Source organism: Klebsiella sp. K4 (genome assembly GCF_014596785.2).
In the GTDB taxonomy this organism is placed as follows: Bacteria; Pseudomonadota; Gammaproteobacteria; order Enterobacterales; family Enterobacteriaceae; genus Klebsiella; species Klebsiella pneumoniae.
Map to the genome: position 1 here is coordinate 5,295,819 of NZ_CP115021.1, position 19,834 is coordinate 5,315,652.

At 56.1% G+C, this 19,834-nt stretch carries 20 protein-coding genes; 9 read left to right on the top strand and 11 right to left on the bottom strand.

The genetic code is table 11. The features are described 5' to 3' along the window. The first annotated feature begins 30 nt into the window (after window positions 1-30). From pstS to IB144_RS26035, 8 genes are all read left to right on the top strand, one after another. On the top strand, window positions 31-1,071 hold the full coding sequence (gene pstS, locus IB144_RS26000) for a phosphate ABC transporter substrate-binding protein PstS (RefSeq protein WP_004150308.1): 1,041 nt from the start codon (window positions 31-33) through the stop codon (window positions 1,069-1,071). A 128-nt stretch (window positions 1,072-1,199) separates the two neighbouring features. Next, a complete protein-coding gene (gene pstC, locus IB144_RS26005; protein ID WP_004145004.1) occupies window positions 1,200-2,159 on the top strand; it encodes a phosphate ABC transporter permease PstC in 960 nt (319 codons plus the stop codon). After that, the gene (pstA, locus tag IB144_RS26010) at window positions 2,159-3,049 is read left to right on the top strand and encodes a phosphate ABC transporter permease PstA (protein WP_004151547.1); all 891 of its coding nucleotides are present in this window, start codon (window positions 2,159-2,161) and stop codon (window positions 3,047-3,049) included. Before pstC ends, pstA begins: the two co-directional genes overlap by 1 nt. A gap of 47 nt (window positions 3,050-3,096) precedes the next feature. After that, complete coding sequence (pstB, locus tag IB144_RS26015; protein WP_004145006.1) at window positions 3,097-3,870, top strand: phosphate ABC transporter ATP-binding protein PstB; 774 nt, start codon at window positions 3,097-3,099, stop codon at window positions 3,868-3,870. A 50-nt stretch (window positions 3,871-3,920) separates the two neighbouring features. Then, on the top strand, window positions 3,921-4,646 hold the full coding sequence (gene phoU / locus IB144_RS26020) for a phosphate signaling complex protein PhoU (protein ID WP_004145007.1): 726 nt from the start codon (window positions 3,921-3,923) through the stop codon (window positions 4,644-4,646). 477 nt (window positions 4,647-5,123) lie between these two features. Continuing rightward, complete coding sequence (locus tag IB144_RS26025) at window positions 5,124-6,758, top strand: carbohydrate porin (RefSeq protein WP_004150305.1); 1,635 nt, start codon at window positions 5,124-5,126, stop codon at window positions 6,756-6,758. A gap of 38 nt (window positions 6,759-6,796) precedes the next feature. Further along, window positions 6,797-7,963: an alpha/beta hydrolase-fold protein gene (locus IB144_RS26030; protein ID WP_004145104.1), complete on the top strand. Its 1,167-nt coding sequence runs from the start codon at window positions 6,797-6,799 to the stop codon at window positions 7,961-7,963. 49 nt (window positions 7,964-8,012) lie between these two features. Beyond that, window positions 8,013-8,732, top strand: coding sequence for a glucosamine-6-phosphate deaminase (locus IB144_RS26035; protein ID WP_040215422.1), 720 nt, complete (start codon window positions 8,013-8,015; stop codon window positions 8,730-8,732). A 79-nt stretch (window positions 8,733-8,811) separates the two neighbouring features. Here the strand turns inward: IB144_RS26035 and yieH are convergent, their stop codons facing one another. Continuing rightward, window positions 8,812-9,477 carry a 6-phosphogluconate phosphatase gene (yieH, locus tag IB144_RS26040; RefSeq protein ID WP_004145102.1) on the bottom strand — a complete coding sequence of 222 codons (666 nt, stop codon included), beginning with the start codon at window positions 9,475-9,477 and terminating at the stop codon, window positions 8,812-8,814. 169 nt (window positions 9,478-9,646) lie between these two features. On the opposite strand from yieH, the gene IB144_RS26045 reads away from it, so the two are divergent. Next, window positions 9,647-10,984 carry an NCS2 family permease gene (locus IB144_RS26045; protein WP_004145100.1) on the top strand — a complete coding sequence of 446 codons (1,338 nt, stop codon included), beginning with the start codon at window positions 9,647-9,649 and terminating at the stop codon, window positions 10,982-10,984. A 45-nt stretch (window positions 10,985-11,029) separates the two neighbouring features. Here IB144_RS26045 and IB144_RS26050 read toward each other — a convergent pair whose 3' ends face one another. The 10 genes from IB144_RS26050 to rpmH all read right to left on the bottom strand — a co-directional run bounded on the left by IB144_RS26050 (window position 11,030) and on the right by rpmH (window position 19,213). Continuing rightward, complete coding sequence (locus IB144_RS26050) at window positions 11,030-11,596, bottom strand: NADPH-dependent FMN reductase (protein WP_004151543.1); 567 nt, start codon at window positions 11,594-11,596, stop codon at window positions 11,030-11,032. 36 nt (window positions 11,597-11,632) lie between these two features. Beyond that, window positions 11,633-12,208 (bottom strand): hypothetical protein, encoded by a 576-nt coding sequence (locus IB144_RS26055; RefSeq protein ID WP_004145098.1) that lies wholly within the window; start codon window positions 12,206-12,208, stop codon window positions 11,633-11,635. Window positions 12,209-12,517: 309 nt separating this feature from the next. Next, entirely contained in the window at window positions 12,518-13,477 is a 960-nt protein-coding gene (gene yidZ / locus IB144_RS26060) for an HTH-type transcriptional regulator YidZ (protein WP_149358921.1), read from the bottom strand. Beyond that, window positions 13,452-14,630: an MFS transporter gene (locus IB144_RS26065; protein ID WP_014908135.1), complete on the bottom strand. Its 1,179-nt coding sequence runs from the start codon at window positions 14,628-14,630 to the stop codon at window positions 13,452-13,454. Before IB144_RS26065 ends, yidZ begins: the two co-directional genes overlap by 26 nt. Before the next feature lie 99 nt (window positions 14,631-14,729). Further along, window positions 14,730-15,149, bottom strand: a complete 420-nt coding sequence (locus IB144_RS26070) for a GNAT family N-acetyltransferase (RefSeq protein WP_040215424.1) — start codon at window positions 15,147-15,149, stop codon at window positions 14,730-14,732. 119 nt (window positions 15,150-15,268) lie between these two features. Further along, on the bottom strand, window positions 15,269-16,633 hold the full coding sequence (mnmE, locus tag IB144_RS26075) for a tRNA uridine-5-carboxymethylaminomethyl(34) synthesis GTPase MnmE (RefSeq protein ID WP_021313053.1): 1,365 nt from the start codon (window positions 16,631-16,633) through the stop codon (window positions 15,269-15,271). A 194-nt stretch (window positions 16,634-16,827) separates the two neighbouring features. Next, the gene (yidC, locus tag IB144_RS26080; RefSeq protein WP_004150295.1) at window positions 16,828-18,474 is read right to left on the bottom strand and encodes a membrane protein insertase YidC; all 1,647 of its coding nucleotides are present in this window, start codon (window positions 18,472-18,474) and stop codon (window positions 16,828-16,830) included. Window positions 18,475-18,476: 2 nt separating this feature from the next. Next, on the bottom strand, window positions 18,477-18,734 hold the full coding sequence (gene yidD, locus IB144_RS26085; RefSeq protein ID WP_004151536.1) for a membrane protein insertion efficiency factor YidD: 258 nt from the start codon (window positions 18,732-18,734) through the stop codon (window positions 18,477-18,479). After that, window positions 18,698-19,057, bottom strand: coding sequence for a ribonuclease P protein component (gene rnpA, locus IB144_RS26090; protein ID WP_004151535.1), 360 nt, complete (start codon window positions 19,055-19,057; stop codon window positions 18,698-18,700). Before rnpA ends, yidD begins: the two co-directional genes overlap by 37 nt. A 15-nt stretch (window positions 19,058-19,072) precedes the next feature. After that, window positions 19,073-19,213 carry a 50S ribosomal protein L34 gene (rpmH, locus tag IB144_RS26095; protein WP_000831330.1) on the bottom strand — a complete coding sequence of 47 codons (141 nt, stop codon included), beginning with the start codon at window positions 19,211-19,213 and terminating at the stop codon, window positions 19,073-19,075. Between the last annotated feature and the right edge of the window lie 621 nt (window positions 19,214-19,834).

A 19,834-nucleotide genomic window follows, 5' to 3' on the forward strand; every position in this document is an offset into this window, starting at 1 on the left:
AATGATTTACGAATCCCAGCAGGAGACATTATGAACGTTATGCGTACCACCGTCGCAACAGTTGTCGCCGCGACCTTATCGATGAGCGCTTTCTCTGCCTTCGCAGCAGCAAGCCTGACTGGCGCAGGCGCAACTTTCCCTGCGCCGGTGTATGCCAAATGGGCTGATACCTATCAGAAAGAAACCGGCAATAAAGTGAACTACCAGGGTATTGGTTCCTCTGGTGGCGTTAAGCAGATTATTGCCAACACCGTTGATTTCGGTGCTTCTGATGCTCCGCTGGCTGATGACAAACTGACCCAGGAAGGTCTGTTCCAGTTCCCCACTGTGATTGGCGGCGTGGTACTGGCGGTTAACCTGCCTGGCGTGAAATCCGGCGAGCTGGTGCTGGATGGCAAAACCCTCGGTGATATCTACCTGGGTAAAATTAAAAAATGGGATGACGAAGCGATCGCTAAGCTCAACCCGGGCCTGAAGCTGCCGTCGCAGAACATCGCCGTGGTCCGCCGCGCCGATGGTTCAGGTACCTCATTCGTTTTCACCAGCTACCTGTCCAAAGTGAATGAAGAGTGGAAATCGAAAATCGGCGCCGGCTCTACCGTAAACTGGCCAACCGGTCTGGGCGGTAAAGGCAACGATGGTATCGCCGCCTTTGTTCAGCGTCTGCCGGGCTCGATTGGTTACGTCGAATACGCTTACGCTAAGCAAAACAACCTGGCCTACACCAAACTGGTCTCTGCCGACGGCAAGCCGGTTAGCCCGACTGAAGACAACTTCGCTAACGCCGCAAAAGGCGTTGACTGGAGCAAGTCTTTCGCTCAGGACCTGACCAACCAGAAAGGCGAAAATGCATGGCCGATCACCTCAACCACCTTCATCCTGGTGCATAAGGCGACGAACAAGCCGGAACAGACCGCTGAAGTGCTGAAGTTCTTCGACTGGGCGTATAAAAACGGCGGGAAAGAAGCGAATGCGCTGGATTACGCGACGCTGCCGGAAAGCGTGGTAGAGCAGGTTCGCGCGGCATGGAAAACCAACGTCAAAGACAGCAGCGGTAAAGCGCTGTACTAACAGTAGATTTTTGACGAAGATGGCGGGGGCGTTCAGGCGCTGCCCGCCCTACGGTTCAGACTGTAGGCCCGGGAGCCAACGCCACCGGGCATTTATTCGAACAAGTTTTAATACGTAAAGAGTAATCTATGGCTGCAACCAAGCCTGCATTTACCCCTCCGGGGAAAAAGGGTGACATGATTTTCAGTGCGCTGGTAAAACTGGCTGCGCTGATTGTGCTATTGATGCTGGGCGGCATCATCGTTTCCCTGATCATCTCTTCCTGGCCGAGCATTCAAAAGTTTGGCTTTGCCTTTTTGTGGACCAAAGAGTGGGATGCGCCTAACGAGATCTTCGGCGCGCTGGTCCCGATTTACGGAACCCTGGTCACCTCTTTTATCGCGCTGCTGATCGCCGTTCCGGTGAGCTTCGGCATCGCGCTGTTTCTGACAGAATTGTCCCCCGCCTGGCTCAAGCGTCCGCTGGGCATTGCGATTGAGCTGCTGGCGGCAATCCCGAGCATCGTGTACGGCATGTGGGGCCTGTTTATTTTCGCCCCGCTGTTTGCGACTTACTTCCAGGAGCCGGTCGGCAACGTTCTGTCGACCATCCCGTTCGTCGGCGCGCTGTTTGCCGGCCCGGCTTTTGGTATCGGTATTCTCGCCGCTGGCGTCATTCTGGCCATCATGATCATCCCTTACATCGCCGCGGTCATGCGCGATGTTTTCGAACAGACCCCGGTGATGATGAAAGAGTCGGCCTATGGCATCGGCTGCACCACCTGGGAGGTGATCTGGCGCATCGTTTTACCGTTCACTAAAAACGGGGTGATCGGCGGGGTGATGCTCGGTCTGGGCCGCGCGCTGGGTGAAACCATGGCGGTCACCTTTATCATCGGCAACACCTACCAGCTCGACAGCATCTCGTTGTATATGCCGGGGAACAGTATTACCTCCGCGCTGGCTAATGAGTTCGCCGAAGCGGAAACCGGCCTGCACGTGGCGGCGCTGATGGAGCTGGGCCTGATCCTGTTCGTTATCACCTTTATCGTTCTGGCCGCGTCGAAGTTTATGATTATGCGCCTCGCGAAGAATGAGGGGGCACGCTAATGGCGACCATTGAATTGCAAACTACCGCCGAACTGGCGGAGTCCCGTCGCAAGATGCAGGCCAAACGCCGCATGAAGAACCGTATCGCTCTGGCGCTGTCGATGGCGACCATGGCGTTTGGTTTGTTCTGGCTTATCTGGATCCTGATGGCGACGATAACCCGCGGTTTCGACGGCATGAGTCTGGCGCTGTTCACCGAAATGACGCCGCCGCCGAATACGGCGGGCGGTGGACTGGCTAACGCCCTCGCCGGCAGCGGCCTGCTGATCCTGTGGGCAACCGTATTTGGTACGCCGCTGGGTATCCTCGCCGGAATTTATCTGGCGGAGTATGGCCGCAAGTCGGTGCTGGCGGAAATCATCCGCTTTATCAACGACATTCTGCTTTCCGCGCCGTCTATCGTGGTGGGTCTGTTCGTCTACACCATTGTGGTGGCGCAGATGCAGCACTTCTCGGGCTGGGCGGGCGTTATCGCGCTGGCGCTGCTGCAGGTGCCTATCGTTATTCGTACCACCGAAAACATGCTGAAGCTGGTGCCGGATAGCCTGCGTGAAGCGGCCTATGCGCTGGGGACGCCGAAGTGGAAGATGATCTCGGCGATCACCCTGAAAGCCTCCGTCTCAGGGATTATGACCGGGATCCTGCTGGCTATCGCCCGTATCGCCGGGGAAACGGCGCCGCTGCTGTTCACCGCGCTGTCCAACCAGTTCTGGAGCACCGACATGATGCAGCCGATTGCCAACCTGCCGGTGACCATTTTCAAATTTGCCATGAGTCCGTTTGCGGAGTGGCAGCAACTGGCATGGGCCGGGGTATTGATTATCACCCTGTGCGTCTTGCTGCTGAACATCCTGGCGCGCGTTATCTTCGCCAAGAAGAAACACGGTTAATTTTTTGCAGCGCAGCAACTGCTGCGCTGAATGAGGAAGAGATTGAGATGAGTATGGTGAATACAGCTCCGGGTAAGATTTCAGTTCGTAACCTGAACTTCTACTACGGCAAATTCCATGCCCTGAAGAACATCAACCTGGATATCACCAAAAACCAGGTGACGGCGTTTATCGGTCCGTCAGGCTGTGGTAAATCCACCCTGCTGCGCACGTTCAACAAGATGTTTGAACTGTATCCGGAGCAGCGCGCGGAAGGTGAGATCCTGCTGGATGGCGACAACATTCTGACTAACACCCAGGATATCGCCCTGCTGCGCGCTAAGGTTGGCATGGTGTTCCAGAAACCAACGCCGTTCCCGATGTCCATATACGACAATATCGCCTTCGGCGTGCGCCTGTTTGAAAAGCTGTCCCGTGCCGATATGGACGAGCGCGTGCAGTGGGCGCTGACCAAAGCCGCATTATGGAATGAAACCAAAGATAAACTGCACCAGAGCGGGTATTCTCTCTCCGGTGGTCAGCAGCAGCGTCTGTGCATTGCCCGCGGTATCGCGATCCGCCCGGAAGTGCTGCTGCTTGATGAGCCGTGCTCCGCGCTGGACCCGATCTCCACCGGGCGTATCGAAGAGCTGATCACCGAGCTGAAACAGGACTACACCGTCGTTATCGTGACTCACAACATGCAGCAGGCTGCGCGTTGCTCCGACCATACGGCATTTATGTATCTTGGCGAGCTGATTGAGTTCAGCAACACGGATGACCTGTTCACTAAGCCCGCGAAGAAACAAACTGAAGATTATATTACTGGCCGCTACGGTTGATTTGCCCTTGTGCTTTCAGGCTCTCACCAGTTGGGCAATCAGGAGACACCATGGACAACCTAAATCTTAACAAACATATTTCCGGCCAGTTCAACGCTGAACTGGAGTATATCCGCACCCAGGTGATGACCATGGGTGGGCTGGTGGAACAGCAGCTCTCTGATGCCATCACCGCCATGCATAACCAGGACAGCGATCTGGCGAAACGCGTCATCGACGGCGACAAGCAGGTCAACATGATGGAAGTGGCTATCGATGAAGCGTGCGTGCGCATCATCGCCAAGCGCCAGCCGACCGCCAGCGACCTGCGCCTGGTGATGGCGATCATCAAGACTATTGCTGAGCTGGAACGCATTGGCGACGTGGCGGATAAAATCTGCCGCACCGCGCTGGAGAAGTTTTCCCAGCAGCACCAGCCGCTGCTGGTGAGCCTCGAATCGCTGGGCCGCCACACGGTACAGATGCTGCATGACGTACTGGATGCGTTTGCGCGTATGGATCTCGACGAAGCGGTACGTATCTATCGCGAAGATAAGAAAGTCGACCAGGAGTATGAAGGCATCGTGCGTCAGCTGATGACCTACATGATGGAAGACTCGCGCACTATCCCCAGCGTCCTGACCGCGCTGTTCTGCGCGCGCTCCATCGAGCGTATCGGCGACCGCTGCCAGAATATCTGCGAATATATTTTCTACTTCGTCAAAGGTCAGGATTTCCGTCACGTTGGCGGCGATGAGCTGGATAAACTGCTCGCTGGCAAAGATCCGAAAGAGTAATAATCATTCTGTCTAATTCTGGTAAATGGATTTATCAGAATTAGATATGTTTTACCCCGCGGCAGCGAGATTGCTGAGATTATCGTCACAATTAACAATCTGCCCGTTTGAGTTATTCATTTTATCGCGTAACAATCAGCTGCCACTCACTGAGTTTTAACGCTCAGGATGGTTTAAACGGATTGTGACTGCGACAGCAGGCAAAACCTGATATTGCTCCTGGGGGCGATATCAGGTTTTTTGTTTTATGCGGGCCAATAATGGCTGAATGAGGGTTGCTACCGCGATGCGCGGGCAAAACCTGAAGAGGATTATCTGCCAAGGCAGATGGTCTTCTTCAGGTTTTTTTGTTTTTGTCTAACCGCAAAAATAACAGCCGCCGCGACGTCAAACGGTATGGATACGGCTATTAGCACCGGCACGGAATAGGGTTGTTGTCGTGTTTTATTTACGCCAATGATTATATAAGGGAATATTATGATGAGAAAAAACAGGATCGCTTCGGCGATAGTCTTGCTGGCGCCACTTTGTTATTCAACTAATCTGCTAGCGAGCCAGCTGACGGTGGAACAACGGCTTGAGCTGCTGGAAAAAGCGCTCAAAGACACGCAAAAAGAGCTCAAAAAATATCAGGACCAGGAAAGAAAAAGAGACCAGATTTGGGCCTCATGGTCTCCTCCTGCGGAAGGTCAGAAGCGCAAGACCGGGGGGGCGACCGCCGGGCCGAAAACGGCGGTTAAACCGGATGCGGTGCTGGTTAAAAATCAACAACCTGTCACCGATGGCGCGCCAGCCTACAGCGCGATGACGCTGAAAGACTTTAGCAAGTTCGTGAAAGATGAAATTGGCTTTAGCTATAACGGCTACTTCCGTTCCGGCTGGGGGACCGCCTCGCACGGCTCGCCAAAATCATGGGCGATCGGTTCGCTTGGCCGCCTGGGCAATGAATATTCCGGCTGGTTCGATCTGCAGCTGAAGCAGCGGGTGTTTCAGGAAGGCGATAAACGCGTCGACGCCATCGTGATGCTCGACGGGAACGTCGGCCAGCAGTATTCCACTGGCTGGTTTGGTGACAATGCCGGCGGCGAAAACTACATTCAATTCTCGGATATGTATGTTAACACCAAAGGGTTCCTGCCGTTTGCGCCGGAAGCCGATTTCTGGGTCGGCAAACACGGGGCGCCAAAAATTGAAATCCAGATGCTGGACTGGAAAACGCAGAGAACCGATGCGGCGGCCGGCGTAGGGCTGGAAAACTGGCAGGTGGGCGCCGGGAAATTCGATATCGCGTTGATTCGCGAAGATGTCGATGATTATGACCGTTCTTTAAGCAATAAGCAGCAAATTAACACCAACACCCTGGACGTTCGTTACAAAGAGATTCCGCTGTGGGATAAAGCCAGCCTGATGGTTAGCGGACGCTATGTCGCCGCCAACCAAAGTTCCTCTGAGAAATATAAAGAGGGCAATGAAGGTTATTATCCGTGGAAAGATACCTGGATGGCTGGTACCTCGTTAACGCAGAAATTTGCTAACGGCGGCTTTAACGAATTCTCTTTCTTACTGGCCAATAACTCTATTGCCAGCAGCTTCTCACGCTATGCCGGATCCAGCCCTTATACCACCTTTAATGGCCGCTATTATGGCGATCATACCAATGGCACCGCCGTGCGCTTAACCTCGCAGGGGGAAACCTATTTACGCGATGACGTTATTATGGCGAATGCCATCGTCTACTCTTTTGGTAACGACGTCTATAGCTACGAAACCGGGGCCCACTCCGATTTTGAATCTATCCGTACGGTTCTGCGACCGGCTTATATCTGGGATAAATATAACCAGACCGGCGTCGAGCTGGGGTACTTCAAACAGCAAAACAAAGATGTTACCGGCAAGAAATATAACGAGTCCGGCTACAAGACCACGCTGTTCCATACCTTCAAAGTCAATACCAGTATGCTGACCTCGCGCCCGGAAATTCGTTTCTATGCCACCTATATTAAAGCGAAGGATATTGACCTGGATAAGGCCGCGAATAATACCACCAGCATTTTTGAAGACGGGAAGAACGATCAGTTTGCCGTGGGGGCGCAGGCGGAAATCTGGTGGTGAGACGATAACTGAACGGACACAACGAAAGAGGAACAACGATGAAACGACATGCAATTTATTTCGCCCTGGCGCTGGCGGGCGCGGCGTTTACCCTCCAGGCGGCGCCATTACCCGCGATGCCGGACCCAAGCCTGCCGGTGAGCCACTTTATCACCCAGGTTAACGCGGATAAGAGTATCACTTACCGCTTGTTTGCCCCTGATGCCCGGCGGGTCTCGATAGTGACTGGCGCCACGCCGGACTCCTTTGTCTCGCACGACATGACCAAAGCAGCGGACGGAGTCTGGACATGGAAAAGCGAGCCGATGAAGCCCAATCTCTATGAATACTATTTCGATGTGGATGGCTTCCGCTCGGTAGATACCGGCAGCCGCTATCAGAAGCCGCAGCGCCAGGTGAACACCAGTTTGATTCTGGTGCCGGGCAGTATTCTTGACGATCGGGAGGTTGCGCATGGCGATCTGCGCACCCTCACCTATCACTCGAAGGCTCTGAACGCCGAACGTCGTCTCTATGTCTGGACGCCGCCGGGCTATAGCGGAACCGGCGATCCGCTGCCGGTGCTCTATTTCTATCATGGCTTTGGCGACAGCGGCCTGTCGGCCATCGATCAGGGGCGGATCCCGCAAATCATGGATAACCTGCTGGCGGAGGGCAAGATTAAGCCGATGCTGGTGGTGGTCCCGGATACCGAAACCGATATCCCGGAAGCGGTCGCGGAAAACTTCCCGCCGCAGGAGCGGCGCAAAACCTTCTATCCACTTAATGCGCAGGCGGCGGATAAAGAGCTCATGCAGGATATTATTCCGCTGATCGATGCCCGATTTAACGTGCGTAAAGATGCCGACGGTCGGGCGCTGGCGGGCCTCTCGCAGGGCGGTTATCAGGCGCTGGTTTCCGGAATGAATCATCTGGAGAGCTTTGGCTGGCTCGCCACCTTTAGCGGCGTTACGACTACCACGGTGCCGAATGCCGGCGTGGAAGCGCAGCTGAAGCAGCCTGACGCGATCAATAAGCAGCTGCGTAACTTTACCGTGGTCGTCGGGGAAAAAGATTCTGTGACCGGTAAAGACATTGCTGGTCTGAAAAGCGAGCTGGAAAAACAGCAGATTAAATTTGATTACCACCAGTATCCCGGCCTGAACCATGAAATGGACGTCTGGCGCCCGGCCTACGCCGAGTTTGTGCAAAAACTGTTTAAATAACCTTTAGGGGGCCTTCAGCCCCCGTTTTGTGCTTGTGAAGGACGACAAGATGAAAATGATTGTGACCGAAGATTATGAAGAGATGAGCCTGGTCGCCAGCCATCATGTTCTGGGCTATATCACGGTGCCGCGGCGGGTGAATCTGGCGGTGACGGCGGGGAGCACGCCAAAGCGGATGTATGAGCATTTGACCGCCGCCGTGAAAGGCAAAGCATTCTATGATCGGGTGCACTATTACAACTTCGATGAGATCCCTTTTCGCGGCCAGTCGCGAGAAGGCGTCACGATATCTAATTTGCGCCAGCTGTTTTTTACCCCGGCGCAGATCAAAGAAGAGAACATTCACAAGCTGACGCTGGACAACGCCGCTCAGCACGATCGCCAGCTGGAAGAGGCTGGCGGTCTGGATCTGATGGTGCTGGGGCTGGGGGCCGACGGCCATTTTTGCGGCAACCTGCCGAATACCACCCGCTTTCATGATCAGACGGTCGAAGTGCCGATTCATGGGGAAATGATTGCTCTTATCGCTAACAGCGAGATGGGCGGGGATATCTCGGCAGTATCAAACAGCTATGTCACCATGGGGCCGAGAAGCGTGATGGCGGCGAAAAATTTATTGCTAATTGTCAGCGGTGCGGCAAAAGCGCACGCGTTAAAGCAAGTGGTGGAAGGTCCGGTCAGCGTGCAGGTGCCGGCTTCAGTGCTCAAATTGCACCCTTCACTGGTGATTATTGCCGATAAAGCGGCGGCGGCGGAATTGCAGCAATAAAAAGCCGCTAGTTCTATTCCCCGCTTACGCAGATGCATAGCGGGGGGGCATCGATGCCAACGTGCCGCTCACCAGGCCCTTAACGCGTGATATCCCAGCCGCGCGCCTGCCACAATGCCGGCAGCTCTGCCAGATCGGTAAAGGTCGTCACTTTGGGATGATCGATCGGCTGGTTGTGCGGATCGGCGCAGAAATAAAACACTTCCATGCCGGCGGCAATCCCCGACTGAGCGCCGGCGCTGGAGTCATCCACCAGAATACAGTTTTCGGCTTTTACCTGCATGGCCTCTGCCGCATGAAACATCAGCGCCGGGTCGGGCTTCCAGCGCTGAATATCGTAGCCGCTGTACAAGCGGTCAGTGAAATGGCGCAGCAGGCCGGTGCGTCCGAGCGAGTGCTGCATCTTACTGACTGGGCCATTGGAAACCACGCACATCGGGACGCTTACCGCATCCAGCAGCGCCTGGGCTCCGGGAATCACCTCCAGCTCGCTATCGAACAGGCGAGCGACCTCCGCCCGGTAAATCGGCTCCAGGGTGGCCTTTTGCAGATTAACGCCATACTCAGCGTTGATGGTGTCGATAATTTCGTACAGCTTCACACCTTTGAAGCGCTTAAAAATCTCGGCGAGGTCCAGCGTAATGCCGAATTCCTGAAACATGTGAACGTAGGCGCGGGAGCAAATCACCTCGCTGTCGACCAGCGTGCCGTCACAGTCAAAAAATACTGCTTCTGGTTGAGTCATAGCCTTTCCATATTAACAAGTTTAACGTTTTCGTAATGCTCAATGCCGCGACGCAATCGTTGCCGTATAAGCAAAATAAATGAAAAAAATTACCATACAACCGCGCCTGGTGCCGTAATTTGGTATAGGATAGCCTCGAATTTTCCCTCCTTACGTTCGGAAACCGATAATGAGTCAACAACAAACCAGCCAGTCTTCTGGCCAGGGTCTGCTGGAGCGCGTATTTAAGCTGCGCGAGCACGGCACCACGGTGCGCACCGAAGCCATCGCCGGTTTCACCACGTTCCTGACGATGGTGTATATCGTTTTTGTTAACCCACAAATTCTTGGCGTAGCGGGCATGGATACCAGCGCCGTGTTTGTGACCACCTGTCTGATTGCCGCTTTCGGCAGTATCCTGATGGGTCTGTTCGCGAACCTGCCGGTCGCCCTGGCGCCGGCGATGGGCCTGAACGCCTTTTTCGCCTTTGTGGTGGTGCAGGCGATGGGGCTGCCGTGGCAGGTGGGCATGGGCGCCATCTTCTGGGGCGCCGTGGGCCTGCTGCTGCTGACCATCTTCCGCGTACGTTACTGGATGATCGCCAATATTCCGCTTAGCCTGCGTGTAGGTATCACCAGCGGTATCGGCCTGTTTATCGGCATGATGGGCCTGAAAAACGCCGGGGTGATTGTCGCCAATCCGGAAACGCTGGTCAGCATTGGTCATTTGACTTCCCACAGCGTACTGCTGGGCGTGCTGGGCTTCTTTATCATCGCGATTCTGGCGTCGCGCAACATTCACGCCGCGGTACTGGTCTCTATCGTTGTGACCACCCTGCTGGGCTGGATGCTGGGCGACGTGCATTACACCGGGATCGTCTCGGCGCCGCCGAGCGTGGCTTCGGTGATTGGTCAGGTCGATCTGGCGGGCTCCCTGAACCTGGGCCTGGCCGGCGTGATCTTCTCCTTTATGCTGGTCAACCTGTTTGACTCCTCCGGGACGCTGATTGGCGTGACGGATAAAGCGGGTCTCGCGGATGCCAACGGTAAATTCCCGCGCATGAAGCAGGCGCTGTTTGTCGATAGCGTCTCGTCGGTGGCGGGCTCCTTCATCGGTACCTCGTCGGTGACGGCCTATATCGAATCTTCTTCCGGCGTTTCCGTGGGCGGGCGTACCGGCCTGACCGCCGTTGTCGTTGGTATCCTGTTCCTGCTGGTTATTTTCCTCTCTCCGCTGGCGGGGATGGTTCCTGGCTATGCCGCCGCGGGCGCGCTGATATACGTTGGCGTGCTGATGACCTCCAGCCTCGCGCGCGTGAAGTGGAGCGACCTGACCGAGGCGGTGCCTGCGTTCATCACCGCAGTGATGATGCCGTTTAGCTTCTCGATCACCGAAGGTATCGCCCTGGGCTTTATCTCTTACTGCGTGATGAAGATCGGTACCGGCCGGCTGCGCGAGCTCAGCCCGTGCGTGATTATCGTTTCGCTGCTGTTCGTGCTGAAAATTGTCTTTATCGATGCACATTAATCCGCACGCATGATGAAAAAGCCCGGCATCGCTGCCGGGCTTTTTTTATGCTTTAACCCGCCGAATATAGTCGCCGAAAGCGGTCAGTTGGCCGCGCAGATGGTCGAGTGTGCTTTGATCGACCACTTCACCCGCCTGCGGATCCACTTTGTTCTGGATGACGCCGCCCATAAATTCCGGTTTATTCATTACCATCGCATCAAGGAAGACCAGAATCTGCCGCAGATGATACTGGCAGCGCGCACCGCCGATGGCGCCCATTGAGCTGGTCTGAATCAGTACCGGTTTGCCGGACAGCGGCTGCTCGGGCAGGCGTGACAGCCAGTCGATGGCGTTTTTCAGGCCGCCAGGCACGGAATAGTTATATTCTGGAGTGACTATCACTACCCCATCCGCCTCGCGGATCTGTTGCGCAATCTCCTGCACGCGCTGCGGAAAACCTTCTTCCTCCTGCATATCAGCATCGTACAGCGGGATATCACCGATCGACGGCAGCGCGGAGATATCCATGCCCGCTGGCGCGATGCCGGGCAGGGTGCGCGCGACCATTCCATTAAACGACCCTTTACGCAGGCTGCCGAGTAACGTAACCACTTTCAAGGTATCTGACATGATTGCTCCTTTGGATCATGATGCCGGCAAGACCGGTCAATTGAGGGATAAGGTTTTTTCCATGGGTAAGCTGGTAAAGCGCATCAGGCGGGCTGACGGTTCGCGTGCGCGCTGCTGCGCATCCGCCAGGCTGCGCCAGTCACCTCCCTTAGCATCATATTCCCAGACCTTCAGCGAGCCGATGTTCGGGGTAGCGGCAATGGACCATACCAGCAGCGATTCGGCGTCACATACCGCTTCGATTGGCTGACTGCCGGCGGTGCGCAGGCGGCCAGAGCCGGGCAGCAGCTGCAGCTGCGTTGATGCTTCGCCGGTCAGCTTTAGCACGCTGCGGCGCAGCGCTACCAGCTGGCTGCGCGCTTCGTCCGGGTCATGCTGTATGTTAATCCACAGATTCTCATTGTTGCTGAAATTATGCCGGTCGGCGTCGTGGCTGCGGACAGTGCGCTGCAGTTCCATGTCGAGGCCACAATCCCCCTCGGTGGTGAGGGCAACACCAACGATATTGCCAGTATAAGCGATCGAAAAGCGGGGGAGTTGGCGATCGCTAAAAACCGGTCGGCCATTGGCTTCGTTGATGATTTCAGGCAGCTCGCTGATGCCGTAAAGCATAAACAGCAGCTCGGCAAGCAGCGAGCGCGACGCGCAAAAGCGAGCCTGGCGATATGTCGGGAGAAGACGTGCGGATTGATGACAGGCCGCTGACAAACGTGTCGATAGCGGCTCCCCGGTACTGAGTATCCCTCTTGCAAAATGCGTTGCCATACGTCGCTCCGTGAGTAATGGTCTGGATAAAACTGCGGGCGCTATTATCGCCTGGTATTAACAGGTTTTAATGCCGAAATCCCCCATTGAAAAGGGAATTTGTTTGAATTTTACAAATTCTTGCGCAAATAAGGTGCTATGGGCACGAAACAAGGCTTAAAGCGTACCGGAATAGAGCGCTTTCAGCGTATCTCTAAGCCAGACAAGCTTCGGGTTGTAGCTGTTGCGCTTATGCCATAGCAGGGTGAAGGGAACGCGCAGCTTTTCCAGATGCTGCGCCTCCAGGGGGAGCGGCCGGGAGACGAGCGGCAGCTGGTGCTGCTGATTATAGTGCTGACAGTAGCGCGGCGCGGTGGCCAGCATGGTGTGCTGCGGCTGAGCGGCCATAAAAAGTGATTGCTCAAACCCCGGCACGGTCAGCGCCACGTTACGCTTATACCCCAGCTCCTGCAGCACGTCGTCCAGGGCCCAGGTATCGCGTTGTTCCCAGCAGATAGTGATATGCGGATAGCGTAAGAATGCCGCCAGATCCCACTCTTCCCTGAGCGCCGGATGATCGGCGCGCAGCCAGACCTGCGGCAGGTCGGTGAACAGTACATCAAAATCGATATACCACGGCAGCAGGCTCAACAGCTCACGCGACTGCGGATGGCTTTCGCGTCCGCAGAAGCCGATATCCACCTCACCGCGGATGATGGCGTCCAGGGAGTCGTAGTCCCAGTTGCGCAAACGAATCAATGCCTGCGGATAGCGCTGATAGATGCGCTGAGAGAGGGTGTTAAACAGGATCATCAGCAGCGGCGCTTCCGCCGCCAGTTCGAATTTGAGGCCGCTGGGCATGGTATGGTGCGGTTTATCGAGGATTTGGTTGCCCATCTGCATCCAGTCCGCCAGATCCTGCTCCATGCTGCTGACCAGCGGCGTGGGCGCCAGGCCCAGCGGGGTTTTCACAAACAGCGGATCGTCAAACCAGGCGCGCAGTTTGGCCAGCGACTTGCTCACCGCTGACGGCGAAACGTTCATCCGCTTCGCCGTACGGGTAACGCTGAGCTCCTGGGTCAGGAGCTGCAGGCTGAGGAGTAAATTAAGATCAAGACTCGACAGCGGCTTCTTCATCGTATTGCGCAACCCGCGGCGGGGTGACGACCAGTAACAAAACAAGGCTCACTATGCTACAGGCAATGAGTATCCCGATCAGCATATTCATTGCGCTGAGTCCGATGATGGCGGCGAGCCAAATCCACAGCGATGAACCGCACACCTGCGCGATACCGAGGACCGAGCTGGCGACGCCCGCGCGCAGCGTGAACGGCCCCAGCGCCTGGCTCATCGCGACGCCGAACCCAACGGAGAAGCCGGCGCAAATCATGCCCAGCCCGATCAGGGTGACGGCCTGGCGAGTGGCGAGGCTCAGCGTCACGCCTGCCGCCAGAAACAGCACCTGTGAGGTCAGCATTAAGGTGCGGGGGTTAAACAGCGACAGGACGAACGGCGTTGAGAAGGAGACCGCCATGCTGATCATCGCCATCAGAGCCATCGCCATTGAGTAAGTTCCCCGGTCGAACCCCATCTCTTCCATCATTAGTACCGGCGAGACGTTAACGTAGGTCAGGATCACCGTCACGCTGAGGGTGGTAATGAGTAAGCGGCTGAGGAAAAAGCGGTTCAACAGCGATTCGCCAGCGTCATGCTGCGGTGACGCTGCCTGCGGAGGCGCCGTCGGCCGCGTTTCACGCAGGATAAAGACCGACAGCACAGCGACCATGACGCCCATGCCGGTCATCGTGTAGAACAGGCTCTGCCACGGATATTTCAGCATAATCAGGTGGCCAAGCACCGGCGCCAGGACGGGGATAATGCAGGTGATGCCGTTGAGCAACGACAGCACCTTGGCGCGGCGACGGTCGTCCAGCGTATCGCGCAGGATAGCGAAAGCCACCACGTAGCAGCTGCCGGCGCCGATCCCCTGGATAAAGCGTCCGATGAGGAAGTGGCTGCTGGTATGCGCCTGGGCGCAGAGCAGGGAGGCGATAACAAAGATCGCTGCACCTACAATAGCGACAGGCTTACGCCCCGAGCGGTCGGCGATGCGGCCAGCAAACAGCATCGCGGAGGCCATACCGGCCAGATAGACCGAGAAGGCGATATGTAATTGCGCCTCGCTGGCCCCCAGGTCCTGAGCAATACGCGGCAGGCCGACCAGATACATATCGATGCCGGAGGGGTAGAGCAGAACCAGGGCAAAGCTGCAGAGAAGAAAGCGTGTCATGGGATCCTCGCGATGTGAATGGCGTTCAGCATAGTGAGGAACGCGCCGTAAGACGAGTTGCCATTTGGACAACGCTCTTTTCCTGGCAGGAAATGCGAGCTAACGACTGCGGGTTCGCCAGACGCGGGCCATCCCCTCGCTCTCCGGGCGAACGCTTTCGAAGCCGAACTTCGCGTACAGTTCCGGCACATCCGCCACCAGCGTAACGTAGGCGCCATCAAAGGCGTTAGCGTCCAGCCAGGCGACCAGCTTCTCCATCACCAGCCGGCCAAGGCCTTTTCCCTGGTGAGCCGGATCGACGGCGACGTCGACAATATCGAAATTAATCGCGCCGTCGCCGACGATGCGTCCCATCGCGATCGGCGTCTCCTGCCAGAGGATTTGTACGCCATAACAGCTATGCGGCAGTCCGGCTCTGGCGCCTTCCAGGGGGCGCGGCGACATGCCGGCGGCTACCCGCAGGTGGCAAAACGCTTCGGCGGAGGGCACCTTCTCGATCACGGTATATTCAACGGTCATGTTTTAGTCTCGCGGCAGAGGGGGAGATAAAAGTAGAGAACGTTGCGCCGCAAAGGGCAAGAAAAAACCCGCATTAACGCGGCGTTAATGCGGGTGAGTGAACGTTTACGGACTAAACGTTATTTGCCGATACAGAAGCTGGAGAAGATGCGGCCCAGCAGATCGTCGGAAGTGAACTCCCCGGTGATCTCGCTCAGCGCCTGCTGCGCGAGGCGCAGCTCTTCCGCCAGCAGCTCGCCGGCCCAGGCGCCCAGCAGCTGGGCTTTGCCTTGCTGCAGATGGTTCGCCGCCTCTTCCAGGGCCTGCAGGTGACGGCGGCGGGCGAGGAAGCCGCCTTCCATATTGGTATCGAAGCCCATGCTCTGCTTGAGGTGGTTACGTAGCACCTCCACGCCTTCGCCGGTACGTGCCGACAGGCGAATAAGTGAGTGGCCATTTACTTCGCTGATACCGAGCGCTTCGCCGGTGACATCGGCTTTATTGCGCACCACGGTAATCGGCAGTTTAGCGGGCAGGCGCTCGATAAAGTCTGGCCAGATCTCCGCCGGGTCAACGGCGCTGGTGGTGGTGCCGTCGACCATAAACAGCACCCGATCGGCCTGGGCAATCTCCTGCCAGGCGCGCTCGATGCCGATACGTTCCACTTCGTCATTAGCATCGCGCAGGCCTGCGGTATCGATGATATGCAGCGGCATGCCGTCGATATGGATATGCTCGCGTAGCACGTCGCGGGTGGTACCGGCGATATCGGTGACGATCGCCGCTTCGCGGCCCGCCAGGGCGTTCAGCAGGCTTGATTTACCGGCATTTGGCCGCCCGGCGATCACCACTTTCATCCCTTCGCGCAGCAGGCTGCCCTGACGAGCTTCCGCGCGGACGGCGTCGAGATCGGCCATCACCTCGTTCAGCTGGGCTTCAATTTTGCCGTCGGAGAGGAAATCGATTTCTTCATCCGGGAAGTCAATGGCCGCTTCCACGTAGATGCGCAGGTGAGTGAGCGCTTCCACAAGATGATTTACCCGCGCGGAGAACGCCCCCTGCAGCGAATTCAGCGCCGAGCGCGCCGCCTGCTCTGAACTGGCGTCGATAAGGTCGGCGATGGCCTCTGCCTGCGCCAGATCGAGCTTGTCGTTGAGGAACGCGCGCTCGGAAAACTCACCCGGCCTGGCGATGCGCAGGCCCGGCAGGGTCAGAATACGTTTAAGCAGCAGGTCGAGAATGACCGGGCCGCCGTGGCCCTGCAGCTCAAGCACATCTTCCCCGGTAAAGGAGTTCGGCCCGGGGAACCACAGCGCAATCCCCTGATCCAGCGGGGTACCGTCAACGTCGTTGAACGGCAGGTAGTCGGCATAGCGCGGCTTCGGCAGCTTGCCCAGCACCGCCTGCGCGACGTCGCGCGCCTTAAGGCCGGAGATACGCAGGATGCCCACACCCCCGCGTCCCGGAGGGGTTGCCTGGGCGACGATAGTGTCGTTATGGCTCATGGTGACTCTCTATGTAGATGTAAAAAAGGCGGTCCATTGACCGCCTTCTCTGGCATTAACGCTACCGTAGATACTCGAAATAATTCAAGTTGCAGAAAGGCGGCAAGTTAGTGAGGCCCCAGGAGCTTACTGTAGTAAGTGACTGGGGCGAACTAATGAAGCCAACGCATCTGCGGCTTGAAGAATGAAGAGTATCAGGATTTCTTCTTCTCGCGGCTATGCAGGCCACGTTTCTCCAGACCACGGTAAATCAGCTGCTGCTGAATAATGGTGACCAGGTTGCTGACGATGTAGTACACCACCAGGCCAGACGGGAACCACAGGAAGAACACCGTGAAGATGACCGGCATAAAGGTCATGATCTTCTGCTGCATCGGGTCGGTCACGGTGGTCGGCGACATCTTCTGGATGAAGAACATGGTCGCGCCCATGATGATCGGCAGGATGTAGTACGGGTCCTGAGCAGACAGGTCGTGGATCCACAGGATAAACGGCGCATGACGCAGTTCAACCGAGGCGCTCAGCATGTAATACAGCGCAAGGAAGATCGGCATCTGAATAATCAGCGGGAAGCAGCCGCCCAGCGGGTTTACTTTTTCCGCTTTATACAGCGCCATCATCTCCTGGCTTTGACGTTGTTTATCGTCGCCCAGACGCTCACGCATGGCCTGAATCTTCGGCTGCAGCATGCGCATCTTCGCCATGGAGGTGTACTGCGCTTTGGTCAGCGGGTACATGATGCCACGAACGATAAAGGTGATAACGATGATCGAGAAGCCCCAGTTGCCGAGGAAGCTGTGGATGAATTTCAGCAGCTTGAACAGCGGTTGGGAGATGAACCACAGCCAGCCGTAGTCGACGGTCAGATCCAGGTGCGGCGCAACGGCAGCCATTTTGTCCTGAATAGCCGGGCCGACCCACAGCGTGCTCTGCAGTTTGTCGGTCTGGCCTGGCTGCACCAGTACCGGCTGCGATTTGTAGCCAATAGCGACAACGCCGTTGCCGAGGTTGGCGGTGTAGAAGTTATTCGTCCCGTTATTCCGCGGCACCCATGCGGTGGTGAAGTACTGCTGCAGCATGGCAACCCAACCGTTTTTGGTGCTGACGTTCAGGTTTTCGTTATCCAGAATGGTATCGAATTTATATTTTTCGTATTTCGAATCCGCAGTGGAGAACGCGGCGCCACGGAAAGTATGCATCGTGGACAGGCCACCGGTCTGCGTATCGCGACTGGTCGGCAGCGCAGCGGTCTGCTTCAGCTGACCGAAGGTCGAGACTTCCAGAGGCTTCTCGCTGGCATTCTGCACGCTGTAACCCACGTTCACCGCATAGCCACCGCGCTTCAGGGTGAAGGTTTTGGTGAAGACGTTGCCGGCTTTGTCAGTGTAGGTCAGCGGGATAACGAGCTCATCCTGGCCATCGGCCAACACAAACGCCTCTTTATCGACGTTGTACAGCGGACGCGGGCCGTTTGCCGGGTTATCCGGACCGTCACGGCCGGTTAAGCCGCTCTGCGCCTGGTAGACAAACTGCGGCGTGGTTTCCAGTAACTGGAACGGTTCGGTCGATTTCAGCGTTTTGGGATACGCCAGAAGCAGCGCCTGCTCAATATCGCCACCGTTGGTGTTGATAGTCAGCTCAAGCACGTCGGTTTTAACCGTAATCAGTTTCCCCTGGCCACTGGCCGGTACGCCCTGGTCGGCGGCGCTACCCGCTGCTGTGGTCGTAGTCTGCGTGGTCTGCTGCTGGGGCTGCGGATTTTTGTCCTGCTCCCAGGCTTGCCAGATCATGAAAGACACGAACAACAAAGCGATGATAAGAAGATTGCGTTGCGAATCCATCGTTAGTGTTCTCTGGTATCAAATGGTCCAGGCGGGACGGGATCGTCACCACCAGGGTGTAAAGGGTGGCATTTTAATACGCGTTTCATCGTCAACCAACTGCCTTTTATCACTCCAAACCTGCGTAAGGCCTCAATTCCGTATTGAGAACAGGTTGGGGTGAAACGACAATGCGGCCCGAGTAGCGGACTAATCAGGCGCTGATAAACTCGAATCAGGCCGATCAGGACCCGCGAGCCAGGCGACAATGGCGGCGCCATAATTTTTCCAACGCTTCCGAGAGAGCACGGTTATCGAGGTCGGCAACCCCTCTTTTCGCCACCACCACGAAATCCATTGGCGGGAGTTCATGTTGACGCAAACGAAAACTTTCACGCGTCAGACGTTTAATCCGATTGCGTTCATGTGCGCGTTTCACGTTTTTCTTGGCGACGGTGAGACCGATGCGGGGATGCCCCAGCGAATTCAGGCGGCCGAGGATGGTGATTTGCGGCGTGCCAGCCCGTTGTGGCTGCTGGAAGACGAAAGTGAAATGACTGGGAGTTAACAAGCGTAACTCCCTGGGAAATGCGAGCTTAACCACGCAGGGTTAGCTTTATTACTTGGAAACGGTCAGACGAGCGCGGCCTTTAGCACGACGACGTGCCAGAACCTGACGACCATTTTTAGTAGCCATACGAGCACGGAAGCCGTGAGAACGGTTGCGCTTCAGTACAGACGGTTGAAAAGTGCGTTTCATGGCGATTTCTACCTAAACTTGAATAAATTCACTGACTTTTGCGTAGACCCGAACGAACTTCGAACGACTTACGCCTCAGCGTGGGTGATTAAAGAGGCCGGATTGTAATAATTGTACACTCCGGAGTCAATTCTCTTTCCTTATTTCTCGCACCTCGTCGCACAAAAAATAAGCTGAGACGCGTGACGAAAACGGGCATTACGCGCCGGGTGGGGGATTATACGGCCTGGCCAGTAAAGCGCAAGGATCCACAAGGATCTTTATTAGATCGTTTCCGCCCAAAAGCGGCATAGCTCATTAATTTTTCCAATATGCGGCGGAAATCGTGCTTCACTCCCCGCAGGATCGATTACACTTACCCGGTTTCGATCCTTCCTGTGGATAAATCGGGAAGAATCTGTTGAGAAACACAAGATCTCTTTCTCAGTTTAGGCTATGATCCCCGGTCCCGATCGCGATCCCCGGATCCGCAGCGGGTAATAACCGCAGATAGCGGTTCGCACGTCACCCCTTTTGTGCAGGGGCTTTTCGGCTAATGCAGGGTCTTGTCGACGTGTGCCAACAATCACGATTGTTTCAGTTTTTCTTTGATATCGATTTTATGTTCGAGTGGAGTCCGCC

Excerpts from the sequence above, each read along its gene's own strand:
- pstS (WP_004150308.1), top strand. The coding sequence starts at position 31 with ATGAACGTTATGCGTACCACCGTCGCAACAGTTGTCGCCGCGACCTTA.
- pstC (WP_004145004.1), top strand. The coding sequence starts at position 1,200 with ATGGCTGCAACCAAGCCTGCATTTACCCCTCCGGGGAAAAAGGGTGAC.
- pstA (WP_004151547.1), top strand. The coding sequence starts at position 2,159 with ATGGCGACCATTGAATTGCAAACTACCGCCGAACTGGCGGAGTCCCGT.
- pstB (WP_004145006.1), top strand. The coding sequence starts at position 3,097 with ATGAGTATGGTGAATACAGCTCCGGGTAAGATTTCAGTTCGTAACCTG.
- phoU (WP_004145007.1), top strand. The coding sequence starts at position 3,921 with ATGGACAACCTAAATCTTAACAAACATATTTCCGGCCAGTTCAACGCT.
- IB144_RS26025 (WP_004150305.1), top strand. The coding sequence starts at position 5,124 with ATGATGAGAAAAAACAGGATCGCTTCGGCGATAGTCTTGCTGGCGCCA.
- IB144_RS26030 (WP_004145104.1), top strand. The coding sequence starts at position 6,797 with ATGAAACGACATGCAATTTATTTCGCCCTGGCGCTGGCGGGCGCGGCG.
- IB144_RS26035 (WP_040215422.1), top strand. The coding sequence starts at position 8,013 with ATGAAAATGATTGTGACCGAAGATTATGAAGAGATGAGCCTGGTCGCC.
- yieH (WP_004145102.1), bottom strand. The coding sequence starts at position 9,477 with ATGACTCAACCAGAAGCAGTATTTTTTGACTGTGACGGCACGCTGGTC.
- IB144_RS26045 (WP_004145100.1), top strand. The coding sequence starts at position 9,647 with ATGAGTCAACAACAAACCAGCCAGTCTTCTGGCCAGGGTCTGCTGGAG.
- IB144_RS26050 (WP_004151543.1), bottom strand. The coding sequence starts at position 11,596 with ATGTCAGATACCTTGAAAGTGGTTACGTTACTCGGCAGCCTGCGTAAA.
- IB144_RS26055 (WP_004145098.1), bottom strand. The coding sequence starts at position 12,208 with ATGCTTTACGGCATCAGCGAGCTGCCTGAAATCATCAACGAAGCCAAT.
- yidZ (WP_149358921.1), bottom strand. The coding sequence starts at position 13,477 with ATGAAGAAGCCGCTGTCGAGTCTTGATCTTAATTTACTCCTCAGCCTG.
- IB144_RS26065 (WP_014908135.1), bottom strand. The coding sequence starts at position 14,630 with ATGACACGCTTTCTTCTCTGCAGCTTTGCCCTGGTTCTGCTCTACCCC.
- IB144_RS26070 (WP_040215424.1), bottom strand. The coding sequence starts at position 15,149 with ATGACCGTTGAATATACCGTGATCGAGAAGGTGCCCTCCGCCGAAGCG.
- mnmE (WP_021313053.1), bottom strand. The coding sequence starts at position 16,633 with ATGAGCCATAACGACACTATCGTCGCCCAGGCAACCCCTCCGGGACGC.
- yidC (WP_004150295.1), bottom strand. The coding sequence starts at position 18,474 with ATGGATTCGCAACGCAATCTTCTTATCATCGCTTTGTTGTTCGTGTCT.
- yidD (WP_004151536.1), bottom strand. The coding sequence starts at position 18,734 with ATGGCGCCGCCATTGTCGCCTGGCTCGCGGGTCCTGATCGGCCTGATT.
- rpmH (WP_000831330.1), bottom strand. The coding sequence starts at position 19,213 with ATGAAACGCACTTTTCAACCGTCTGTACTGAAGCGCAACCGTTCTCAC.